Origin of the sequence: Streptomyces sp. NPDC102270, assembly GCF_044766405.1 — a bacterium.
In the GTDB taxonomy this organism is placed as follows: domain Bacteria; phylum Actinomycetota; class Actinomycetes; order Streptomycetales; family Streptomycetaceae; genus Streptomyces.
In genome coordinates, this window is record NZ_JBIWLX010000012.1 from 56,503 (window position 1) to 69,216 (window position 12,714).

3 protein-coding genes and 1 pseudogene are annotated in these 12,714 nt (G+C 72.9%); all 4 read left to right on the forward strand.

Annotation, left to right across the window (positions count from 1 at the left end):
- The first annotated feature begins 6 nt into the window (after positions 1–6).
- Positions 7–6,279: an amino acid adenylation domain-containing protein gene (locus ACIRP7_RS25315; protein ID WP_403663739.1), complete on the forward strand. Its 6,273-nt coding sequence runs from the start codon at positions 7–9 to the stop codon at positions 6,277–6,279.
- The gene (locus tag ACIRP7_RS25320; protein ID WP_403663741.1) at positions 6,276–11,075 is read left to right on the forward strand and encodes a condensation domain-containing protein; all 4,800 of its coding nucleotides are present in this window, start codon (positions 6,276–6,278) and stop codon (positions 11,073–11,075) included. Before ACIRP7_RS25315 ends, ACIRP7_RS25320 begins: the two co-directional genes overlap by 4 nt.
- Positions 11,076–11,082: 7 nt before the next feature.
- Complete coding sequence (locus ACIRP7_RS25325; protein ID WP_403663744.1) at positions 11,083–12,435, forward strand: MFS transporter; 1,353 nt, start codon at positions 11,083–11,085, stop codon at positions 12,433–12,435.
- Positions 12,436–12,458: 23 nt separating this feature from the next.
- Positions 12,459–12,665, forward strand: a pseudogene (locus ACIRP7_RS25330) (MbtH family protein); the annotation flags it as partial.
- Positions 12,666–12,714 lie beyond the last annotated feature (49 nt).

Sequence of the window (12,714 nt, forward strand, 5' to 3'; positions counted from 1 at the left end):
CCAGCCATGACCAGCGCCCATGACCACCCGAACGGCGTGGACACCCTGCACGGCCTGTTCGAACGCCAGGCCTTGGCGACCCCGGAGGCGGTCGCGGTCGTCCAGGAAGGCACCGTGCTCACCTACGCCGAGCTCGACGAGGCGGCCTGCCGGCTCGCCGCGCGGCTGCGGGAACGCGGCGCCCGTCGGGGCGGCTGCGTCGGCGTTCTGCTCGACCGCTCTCCCGAACTCGTCGTCGCACTGTTGGCGGTGCTGAAGTCCGGCGCCGCGTACATCGGGCTGGAGACGGCGTATCCGCCCCGTCGGCTCGGCGTCATGCTCGACGACGCCGGCGTCGCCCTGGTGGTCACCCGGACGGATCTCGCCGACCGGCTGCCCACCGACGCCTGCCCTGTGGTGCTGGCCGACGAGCGCGTCGGCCCCCCGCCCGGTGACGGCCGCCCCCGCCCGTCTGCGCGTCCCGGAGACCTGGCGTACGTCATGTACACCTCCGGTTCGACCGGGCGGCCGAAGGGCGTCATGGTCGAACACCGGTGTGTGACCGCCTTCCTCGCCGGGATCGGCAGCCGTGTCGGCTTCGGCCCCGGGACCCGGACCCTGCAGTTCGCCGGGATCACGTTCGACGCGACCATCGGGGAGATCTTCGGGCCGCTGGCCAACGGGGGCGCGGTGGTGCTCCCGCCGCCGGGCGCCGACCTGATCGGCCCCGGACTGGCGCGACTGCTCGAACAGGAGCGCGTCACGACGGCCTTCCTGCCGCCCTCGGTCCTCGCGGTGCTGCCGGACGCCGAGCTGCCCGACCTGCGCACCCTGGTGGTCGGCGGCGAGGTGGTCCCCCCGGAAGTCGTCGAACGCTGGGAACGGGGACGGCACTTCCACGTCGCCTACGGACCCACCGAGACGACCTTGATCGTCACCACCGGCGATCGGCGGCTCCCGGACCGGCAGCCGCCGATCGGCCACCCGCTCCCCGGTGTGGAGGCATACGTCCTCGACGCCGACCTCTGGCCGGTCGCACCCGGGACGGTGGGTGAGCTCTACCTGGGCGGCCCGACGGTGAGCCGCGGCTATCTGGGCCAACCGGCGCTGACCGCCGACGTCTTCGTCCCGCATCCCTTCGCCGAGCGGCCGGGCGCTCGGCTCTACCGGACAGGCGACCTCGCGCGCGTTCTGCCCGACGGCCAACTCGAGTTCGCCGGCAGGACCGACGACCAGGTGAAGATCCGCGGCGTCCGAATCGAACCCGCCGAGGTGGAGCGGGTGATCTCCACTCTTCCCGGCGTGCGCCAGTGCGCGGTGGTCGCCCGCGGTGACGGTGCCGACGCCCGGCTGGTGGCGTTCGTCTGCGGTACCCGCATCTCGGCCGCCCGGCTTCGCCGCGAAGCCGCCGCCGCCCTGCCGCCGACCATGGTTCCCTCGCTGTTCGTGCCACTCGCGGCGCTGCCCATGCAGACGCACGGGGGGAAAGTCGACCGCGCGGTGCTGCGAGCGCTGGAACTCAGCAGCCGGCCGGACGGTGCACCCTTCGAGGAACCATCGGACGACCTCGAACGCGCCCTCGCCGCCATCTGGGAGGACGTGCTCGGCGTGCGGCCCGTGGGCCGGGCCGACGGCTTCACCCGGCTGGGCGGCAGTTCCCTGCAGGCCGCCCGTGTGCTCACGAGGATCGCGGCCGACCTCGGGGCCCGGCCGACCCTGCGGGAGTTCCTCGCGGCCGAGTCGCTGGCCGTTCTCGCCGTCCTGGTCCGCGCCGGGGACGACGGACGAGCGTCCCTCCCGGAGGTCACGCCGTCGGACGCGCCCCGCGTCCCGGCGCCGGGACAGCGCCGGCTCTGGTTCCTGTCCCACCTCAATCCCGCCGCCGCCCCCGCCTACAACGTGCCGTCCGCGCTGCGGTTGCGCGGCCCCCTGGACACCGCAGCCCTCGCCAGGGCGCTCGCCGCGCTCGTCGACCGCCACGACGCGCTGCGGTCGGCCTTCGGACTCGTCGACGGCAACCTCGTCGTGTCCGAGACCGCCGAGGACGTCGCCCCGCCGACTGTGGTCGACGCGGCCGGACGTTCGGTCGAGGAGGTCCTGGCGGAGGCCGCGGCCGAGGCCGCGCGCCCCTTCGACCTCGGCCGTGCGCCGCTGGTCCGGGCCACCCTGTACGCGTTCGCGCCGGACGACCATCTGTTCGTGGTGGTGATGCACCATCTGGTCACCGACGGATGGTCGCAGAACGTCTTCGACCGCGATCTGGCTCTGCTCTACGCCCGGGAAACGGGGGAGGGCGGTCACCCGAGTCCGCCCGCGCTCCGTTACGCCGACTTCGCACGGTGGCACGACGGGCTCGCCCACTCCGGCGCCCTGGAGTCCGGCCTCGTGTACTGGAGCGAGGCGCTGAGCGGTGCTCCCACCCGCATCGAGCTGCCCACGGACAGGCCCCGGCCACCGGTCCAGACCCACGTGGGCGGCCGGGTCACCACGACGCTGACGGCGGACCAGGCAGCCGCCGTCGCCGCCTTGGCCGCCGCAGAGAACGCCACCCCGTTCGCCGTGTACCTGGCCGCGTTCGGTGCGCTGCTTCGTGTCGTCGGCGCGGGGGACGACATGGTGGTGGCCGCGCCGACGGCCGGGCGGCCGAGCCTGCAGACGGAGGACCTGGTCGGTTTCTTCACCAACACCGTGCCGCTGCGCCTGCGACCGGACGGCCGGCAGACCTTTCGCTCGTTTCTCCGGGGGGCCCACGACCTCACGATGGACGCGCACGAGCACCAGTACGTCCCTCTCGACGCCGTCGTGGCCAAGGTCGCGCCCGACCGCGACCTGTCCAGGCAGCCGATCGCGCAGGTGGCGTTCGCCTACCAGGGGCCGCTGCGGCCGCAGGCCGGACTGCCGGGGCTCGACGTCGAGCCGGTCGCCCTCGACAACGGCACCGCGAAGTTCGACCTCACCCTTGAGCTCGACGAGCTGCCGCAGGGCGTCCGGGTCACGGCGGAGTACAGCGCCGACCTGTTCGAGCGCGCCACGGCCGAGCGGCTCCTGCGCTGGTACACACGGCTCCTGGATGCGGCCGTGGCCGAACCCGGCGCCCCGCTGGGCACCCTGCGGCCCACCACCGAGGCCGAACGCGGTGTGCTCCTCCCCACGCGGACGCCCGGCCCCGAGACCTGTCTGCACGAGCTCTTCTCCGCCCAGGCCGGCCGTACCCCGGACCGGGTGGCCGTCAGCGACGGCCTCACCCGTCTCACCTACCGGGAGCTGGACCTGGCGTCCAACCGGCTGGCGCACGGGTTGCGGGCCCGCGGCGCGAGGCCGGAGACGCTGGTCGGAATCTGCCTCGACCGCGGGGCCGACATCGCCGTCGCGATCCTGGCCGTGCTCAAGGCCGGCGCGGGCTACCTGCCGCTCGACCCCGGCTATCCACCGGAGCGTCTCGCGCTGACCGTCGAGGACTCCGGCTGCCGCACGGTCGTCGGACACCGCCGACACGCGGACCTGGTACCCGGGTCCGACTTCGTCGACGTCGCCGACGCGTACGACACCACCGCGCCCGACGCCCCGCCGGACAGCGGCGCGAGCCCGGAGAACATTGCCTACGTCATCTACACCTCCGGCTCGACCGGACGCCCGAAGGGCGTGGCGGTGACGCATGCCAACGTGTCCCGGCTCTTCACCGTCACCGCCGGGGACTTCGCGTTCGGACCCCAGGACACCTGGTCGCTGTTCCACTCCTTCGCCTTCGACTTCTCCGTGTGGGAGCTGTGGGGAGCACTGCTGCACGGCGGCCGGGTCGTGGTCGTTCCCTACGCGGTGAGCAGGGATCCCGAGGCGTTCTGGGAGCTGCTGAGGAACGAGCGCGTCACCGTCCTCAGCCAGACACCCTCGGCGTTCCGGCAGCTCGCCGCGGTCGCCGCCGACCGCGGCCATCCGGCGACGGACCTGCGCCTCGTCGTCTTCGGTGGGGAGGCGCTCGAACCCGCCAAACTGCACGACTGGCTGGCGCACTACGGCGACCGGACCCCACGCCTCGTCAACATGTACGGAATCACGGAGACGACCGTCCACGTGACGCTCCGGCTCCTGGACGCCGCGGATGCCCAGGCGCCGGGCAGCCCCATCGGCGCTCCGCTCGCCGACCTCGGGCTGGCCCTGCTGGACGCCGACCTCGAACCGGTCCCGGTCGGCGTGCGGGGTGAGTTGTACGTGAGCGGTGCGGGCGTCTCGCGCGGCTACCTGGGGCGGCCCGGTCTCACCGCGGAGCGGTTCCTGCCCGACCCCTTCACCGGTACCGGCGCCAGGATGTACCGGACCGGCGATCTCGCCGTCCTGCGACCCGACGGCGAGCTCGAGTTCTGCGGGCGCGCCGACCAGCAGGTACAACTGCGCGGCTTCCGGATCGAACCGGGGGAGATCGAGGCGACACTGCTCGCCGTGCCGGAGGTGCGTTCAGCGGCCGTGGTGGTGCGGGCCGACGGGGAGGGAACGGAACGGCTCGTCGGCTACGTCGTCCCGACGCCGGGCGCGCGACCGGACGTCGCCGCGCTGCGACGACGGCTCGCGGAGCGACTGCCCGCGCACATGGTGCCGGCCGCGCTGGTCGTCCTGGACCGTCTGCCGCTCACCGTGAACGGCAAGCTCGACCGGGCCGCGCTCCCCGCCCCGCGTGCGGGGCGGCCCGCGGCCGCGCGACCGGACGCGTCCGCCGCGGCCACGTTGTCCGGCATCTGGGCGGACGTGCTCGGCATCGAGCGGGTCGGCGAGGACGACGACTTCTTCGTACTCGGCGGTGACTCCATGCACGCCGTCCAGGTCGTGGCGGCTTCGCGGGCCGCCGGGCTGACGATGACGGTCGCGGATCTCTTCACCCATCCCACGGTCGCCGAGCTGGTGGAGGCGGTCCTCGGCGGAGGTGACGCGGCCCACCCGGAGGCGGGCGGGGAGTCGGCAGGAGAGCCGGCGGATCACCTGCCCGGCGGCCCGACGGACGGGCTGGTGGCCGCCTACCCCGCCGCGACGCTGCAGACCGGAATCATCTACGAGTACGAGATCCGCGACGATCCGACCCTCTACCACGACCTGAGCACCGTCCGCCTCGCCGGACCGCTGGACCCCGCGGCACTGGGCGACGTACTGAACGCCGTCTCGGCCCGGCACGACCTGCTGCGCGCCTCGTTCGACCTGCTGCACGACGACGGGCCGGTCCTACGGGTGCACAAGGAGGCTCCGATCCCGCTGACGGTGCTTCAGGCGCCGGTCCCGCCGACGGGCGACCACGCGGCGGCGGTGCGCGACTGGTGGATGCCGAACTGGCACGAGTGGTTCGACCTCACCCGGCCTCCGCTGGCCCGGTGTCACGCGCTGGACCACGGCGACGGCTCGTGGACGCTGGCGCTGTCGGTGCATCACGCGGTGATGGACGGATGGAGCCTCGCGGTCTTCCTCACCGAGGTCGTGCGGGGCTACGACCGCCGGATGTCCGGGCGCGGCGTGGGCACCGCGGAGCCGTCGCGGGCGGGCGGTTACCGCGAGTTCGTGGCGCTCGAACAGCGCACGGCCGACGACCCCGGCGCCGCCGAGTTCTTCACGGCGATGCTGAAGGGGCACGCTCCCGCGCCGGCGGTGACGGCGCGAGCGCGGCCCGCCTCGGACCCGTCGGCCGATCCCGACGTCGACGCCCGGCACGTGCTCGACCCCGAGGTACTGCGGAGCGCGCGGGCGGCGGCCGCGCGGCTGGCCGTGCCGGTCAAGAGCGTCTTCCTCGGGGCGCACCTGCGGGCTCTGGCCGAGCTGAGCGGCTGCGGAGACGTCGTGACCGGTCTGACCGTCAACGGCCGCGTCGAGACGGACGGCGCGGACCGACTGATCGGCATGTTCGTCAACAGCGTGCCGCTTCGCGTCCGCACCGCGGACGCGCCGACCTTCGGCGACGTGGTCGCCTCGGCCTGGGCCGCGGAACGCGAGGTCATGCCCTATCGCAGATTCCCCCTGGCCACGCTCCGCGGCGCCCTCGGCTCGGCACCGTTCGACGTGCTGTTCAACTATGCCGACTTCCACGCCTACGACTCCCTCGCCGACCTCCGGCACATCCGGCCGCTGCAGTTCTGGTACTCCGACCGCAACGACTTCCCGATGACCGTCACGATCGCGCGGCGGCCGCTCACGGAGAAACGGGAGTTGATGGTCCGGGTACGGCCCGACCTGGTCGGCGACGGGCTCGCCGGCCGCATGGCCGATCTCATGCTCGCGTCGATCAGTGACGGGGTCGCGGAACTCGAAGGGCGGACGGTGCGATGACCAAGGACCTCGGCGAGCTGCTCGACGGGCTCACCCCGCAGCAGCACAGGTTGCTCCAGGCCAGGCTCGCCCAGCGAGGCACCGCCTCCGCACCGACCCCCGGGAACGGTGACGGGGATGCGCTGCCCCTGTCGCCCGCACAGGAGCGGCTGTGGCTGGCCGACCAGCTCTCTCCCGGCAGCGCGGTGCCGGTGACGTTCGCGATCCGGCTGACCGGTCCGCTGAACCGGTCCGCTCTGCACGCGGCGACCGGGGACGTCGTCACCCGCCAGTCGGCGCTGAGAACGGTGTTCCGGAAGACCCCCGACGGGCCTCGCCAGATCGTTCTCGACTCGTTCCTGCCGCCCATGCCCGTGGTCGCCGTGGAGGCGACCGGACCGGACTCACCGGCTCTCGCACGGCTGGTCGCCGAGCGGGTCCGGCCGGTGTTCGACCTGACCGCCGCTCCGCCGGTGGCCGTGACATTGCTGGAGCTGGGCTCGCGAGAGCACCTGCTGTTGGTCTGCGCCCACCACATCGTCATCGACGGCTGGTCCACCGAGGTCTTCCTGGACGACCTGGTCGCCTGCTACGCCCGCCGCACCGGCGGGGACGCCGAACTGCCCGAGCTCCGGCTGAGGTTCGCCGACCATGCCGCGGCCGAACGAGAGGCGGCCACCGACGAACGGCTCGCGTCGCAGTTCGCCTACTGGCGCGAGCGGCTGGCCGGCACTCCGGCCCTCTCGACCGTTCCGGAGGACCGGCCCCGCCCGTCCCAGCAGAGCGGGCGGGGAGCCCACGCGGAGTTCGCTCTCGCCGCCGACGTGACCGACCGTCTGGTGGCGGTGGCCCGGCGGGCGGGGGTCACCCTCAACAGCGTCGTCACCGCTGCCTTCGCGACGCTGGTCCACCAGGCCACCGGGCAGGACGACGTGCTGTTCGGCACGCCGGTCGCGCGTCGGCGGCGTACGGAACTCGAACCGCTCGTCGGCTGTTTCGCCGACACACTGGTGACCCGCGTCGAGCTGTCCGGCAACCCGTCAGGCGAGGAGCTGATGCGTCGGGTCCAGCGGTCGGCCGTCGCCGCGGCGGCGCACCAGGACGTGCCCTTCGCCCGGCTCGTGCGGGAGCTCGCCCCCACCCGGCGGCCCGCGTACAACCCCCTGTTCCAGATCATGCTCAGCGTCAGCGAGATCGGCTCGACGGAGCCCCGCGAGGCGGGCGGCGTCACGTTCACGCCGGAGCACGTCGAGACGGGCACCACCGACTTCGACATGTTCCTGACGCTGCGCCGCTCGGCCGGCGGGCTGACCGGCTTCCTCGGCTACAGCACTGACCTCTACCTGCACGAGACCGCGCGGCACGTCCTCGACGACCTGGCCGCCGTACTGACCGGGCTTGCCGAGACGCCCCACCTGCCGATCGCCGAACTGGTGCCGGTGCGCCGCCGCACGGTCCAGGTCGCGGCGTCGTTCACGGCCGAGCCGATGGGCGAGACCATGCGGTTCTGGTCCGGTTTCTCACGCGTTCCGTTCCATACGCGATTCGCGCCCTACGGCCAGCTCCTCCAGCAGCTCCTCGGCGGCGACGCCAGCGACGGGCAGGTCGTCCTGCTGCGCTGGGAGGACTGGTCCCGCCACCGTCTCGGCGGCTCCTCGGCGGACCACCTCGCCGCAGTGGTCGACGAACTGCTCGCGGGCGTCGTCTCCTTCCGTTCCCGGACGAACGCGCCGCTGCTGATGATGGTCTGCCCGTCCCGGGAGGGGACCGACTTCGGCGCGGCCGACGAGAGGCTGGCCCGGGGCCTGGCCAAGGTGCCCGGCGTCGAGGTGACGTGGCCCGAGGAGTTCGCCGCCGGGCTGGGGGTCACCGAGATCGCCGACTCCGCCGCCGACGCGTTCGGGCACGTTCCGTACACCGAGGAATTCTTCGCCGCACTCGGGACGCTCGCCGCCCGGCGGATGCACGCCGCATGGCGGGCAGCGCCGCCGGGGCCCGAACGCGCGGACCACACGGCGGCCCACCTCGCCACCGCGGCGCAGATCATGAAGTCGGTGAGGCGCCCCGCGGAGCCCGCCGCGGAAGTGGATCCGCAGGAGTACGTGCCGCCGCGGACGGAGACGGAGAAACGGCTGGCGGCGCTGTGGGCCGAGCAGCTCGACATCGACACGGCGGTCGGCACGCACACCAACTTCTTCGCGCTGGGCGGTCACTCACTGCTGGCCACCAGGGTGCTGGCCCAGGTGCACCGGGAGTTCGGTGTGACCGTGCCGTTCCACGAGTTCTACGCCGACCCCGTGATCACGGCGCAGGCCCGCGCGATCGACCTGGCGGGCGCCTCGGAGGAAGAGGACGCACCGGAGCCCGGTGGCCACCCGGCGGTCGTGCCGGCGACCCGGGACCGGCCCGTCGAGCCGACCCCGACCCAGCGGCGGATGTGGGCGCTCGCCCAACTGGGCACCCGCTCCGCGGCGATCACCTTCGCGGCCACCCTGACCGGGCCTCTCGACGAGGCGGCGCTGCGCGGGGCGGTGGACGACGTCGTGCGGCGGCACGAGGCCCTGCGCACCACGTTCGGCTTCGAGGAGGGCCGCCCCGTCCTGGTCGTCCATGACCGGCTCGACTGCTGGTGGCCCACCGCACGGACGGACGACGTCACCGGGCGACCGGACGAGCCGGCCGCGGCGATCCGGGCGCACGCGGCGCAGCCGTACGACCTGCGGACGGGGCCACTGCTGCGGGTACGGCTCCTCAAGGACGGGCCCGACCGGCATCACCTGTTGATCGGCATGCACCACATCGCCTGCGACGACGGATCCTGGCACATCTTCCTTACGGACCTGTCCGCCGCCTACCGGGCCAGGCTGGGGCTGGGCGAGCCGCTGCCCCGGCTGCCCGTCCAGATGACGGACTACGTGGTGTGGGAGCAGAACCGGCTGGCCGGTGAGGCCGCCGATGCCGACTCGGCCTACTGGACGGACCGCCTCCGGGACGCGCCGCCACGACTGGTACTGGCCCGCGCCGGTGAGAACGCCTCGGCGGCGGGGGAGACCGGTGCGGTGACCCGGCCGCTCGGCGGCGACCTCGGTGCACGTGCCGCGGAACTCGCCCGGGTGTGCGGCGTCAGTACCTTCGTCGTGCTGCTCACCGCGTACGCGGTGGTGCTGGGCGAGGAGAGCCGCAGCGGCGACGTCGTGCTCGGCATGCCGTCAGGGGGCCGGGACCGCCCCGAACTGCAGGGCCTTGTCGGCCGCTTCGCCAACCTGATGCCACTTCGCCTGGACCTGTCGGGGGCCCCCACGTCGCGGGCGCTGCTGCGCCGTGTGCACGAGACCGTGCTGAGCTCGCAGCGACACCGGGGCCTGCCGTTCGCCCGGATCGTCGAGGAGGTCCGGCCGCCACGCGACCCGTCGCACCACCCGGTCTTCCAGCACGCGTTCAACGTGGTGGACGAGCCGTCGGTCGGCCTCGACCTGCCGGGGGTGTCCGTGCGGACGCACGAGGTGCCGGCGGCGGCCACCGCGTTCGAGTTGTTCCTCCACCTGCGTCGGCGGGACGGAGTACTGGAGGCGGAAGTGGAGTACGACCCCGCCAGGCTCGGCGGGGACGTGGTGGACGATCTGCTCTCCCGCTTCGAGTCGGTCGTGGCGCGGATGAGCGACGCGCCCGACGGCGCCGTCCCCGGGCCACCGCTGCCGGAACCCGCCCGCGTCCGGTCGCGTACCGGCGTGCCGAGGCTGGCCATCGCCACGACCTGTGCGGCCGAGCCGATCCGCCGGGAGACCGAGCGGCCGCTGGCCCGCTTCGGCCCCGCGCCCGGCCTCGCCATCACCTCCCGTGTGTTCGGGACCCTTCTCGACCCCGCCGGCGCCTTCGCGGCCGGGTCCGAAGGGCTCAACGCGGTCGTGCTGCGCTGGGCCGATCTGATCGGGTCACCGGTGCCCCGACGGCTGGGCGGGCTGGTCCGTCGCCTGGACGACGCGCTGACCGACGTTGTGGCGGCGGTCAGGGCGTACCGGTCCCGATCCAGCCGTCCGCTGGTGGTGCTGAGCCGGGCCTCGGAGGGGCTGCTGGAGCCCCGGCTCGAGGCCCGCATGGACGCCCGGCTGTACGTGGAGCTCGCCGCGCTCCCCGGGACGGAGGTGCTGACCGGCCCGTTGCCGGCCTCGGTCGGCGAGACGGTCGTGCGGCGGCTGCACCAGGCGTTCCGCGTCCCTCCGGTGAAGTGGGTGGTCACCACGGCGACGGGCTGGTCACGGGCCGACCTGGTACGGCTGGCCGCGCTGCAGCACGGCCACGGCCGCCGCCTCGTCGTCTGCGTGCCGCCCGGCACCGAGGCGCCGGCCCGCCTCGGCGATGACGAAGTTGTCCGGATGATCACTGGTGATGTGGACGTGGCGCTGGCTAACCTCACCGCCGTGGTCGGCACTGAGCCAGCCGAGTGCGCGGTGCTGTTTCCCGAAGGGGACGATCCTTGGGCCTCCCTGGAGAGACGGTGGGAGCTGGATTCGCCGATGACGACGTCCGGCTGGTCACCGGCGGTGCCGCTGACCCTGGCGGAACAGACGGGCGAAGGGCCCCGCGACGAGCGGGAACTGACACTGGCGCGCATCTGGGCCGACCTGTTGCACCTGGACGTGGCCCGGATCGGCGTCCACGACGACTTCTTCGCCCTCGGCGGCGACTCGATGCTCGCCATCCAGGCGGCCCACCGGGCGAACCAGGCCGGTGTGCCCCTCACCGCGAGGCAGTTCACCGACCGTCCCACGATCGCCGACCAGGCCCGTGAGGAAACACCTACAGAGGGAAGGACATGAGTCACCTGTGAAACGTGCCTCGGGTTTCACCGGGTTCACCGTGATGTGGACCGGCCAGATGCTGTCGGCTGTCGGCACCCGGATGACCAACTTCGCCATCGGCATCCGTGTCTACGAAGATACGCACTCGGCCCTCAACGTGACTCTGCTCTCGTTCGTTGCCTTCGGTGCGACCGTCATCTTCTCGCCCATCGCGGGGGCGCTGATCGACCGCTGGGACCGCCGCGTCACGATCATCGCCTCGGACGTGGGCGCGGGGGTCGTGACCGGGCTGCTGCTCCTCGTCTACGTGTTCGGGGACCCCCAGCTGTGGCAGCTGTACGCGGTGAACTTCCTCACCGGAGCGTTCCTCGCGTTCCAGGCCCCCGCGTACGGCGCCACCATCACCCTGATGATCGAGAAGGGTGGTTACACCCGGGCCAACGCGATGATGACGATGCTGCGGGCGGCGCCGTACGTGGTCGCCCCCGCCCTGGCCGCGCCCCTGGTGTCGGCGATCGGGATCGCCCCGGTGCTCGCCGTCGACACGGCCTCGTGTGCGCTGGCGGTCGCCGCGGTGTTCGCAGTCACACTGCCGCCCACCCCCCGCCGCGACCACACCACGGAGGCGGCTTCCGGGTTCCGGCGCGAGATAGGCACGGCCTTCGGCTACATCGCGCGCCGGCCACCCCTGGTCGGACTCCTGTGCATCATGCTCTCGATCAGCTTCCTGTCCGCGTTCGGCTGGGTGCTCTTCCCGCCCCTGATCCTCGCCCGCACGGACGACTCGGCCAGTGCGCTGGGCATCGTCCAGGCCATCGGGGCGATCGGCGGGACGGGGGCGGGCATCTGGCTGGCCATGCTCAAACCCACCGACAAGAAGATTCTCCGCATGCTCATCGCGATCCTGGTCCTGGCCGTTCCGGGGCGGATCTTCTTCGGCTTCGACGGCATCTGGATCTGGTCGATCGCGCTGTTCCTCGGCTGGGGTGCCCTCCCCTTCATCGACGGCTACAACCAGAGCATCTGGCAGGAGAAGACCCCGCCCCACCTCCAGGGGCGCATCTTCGCCGCGGTCCAGATGACCGAGAACATCGCGAGCCCGCTCGCCTATCTCTCCGCCGGCGTGCTCGCCGACCAGGTCCTCGAACCCGCCATGCGGCCGGGCGGGTGGCTCGCCCCGGTCTTCGGTCCCGTCACCGGCACCGGACCGGGCAGCGGGATCGCCGTCCTGTTCATCCTCTCCGGCCTGGCCGCGGTCGTCCTCGCCGTCATCGGCTTCCTCACGCCCACCATCCGGCACGCAGAGGCCCTGCTGCCGGACGGAGGCGGTGAGACGGAGCCCGTGGCCGCGACTTCCGACTCCGCACGTGCCACCTGAGCGTCCCCTGGAAGGAGACCTCCATGACCGACACCGACTCGGCCGCCCCCACCTACCGGGTGGTCGTGAACGACGAGGACCAGCACTCCATCTGGCCTGACCACAAGGAGAACCCGCCGGGCTGGCACGACGCCGGGAAGACGGCGAGCAAGCAGGAGTGCCTCGCCTACATCGAGGAGGTGTGGACGGACATGCGGCCACGGTCCGTCCGCGAATCCGCGCCCGACGCCACGCCGCTGGTCCGGCTCATCGCCGAGGTCCTGGAGACCGACCCGGCGG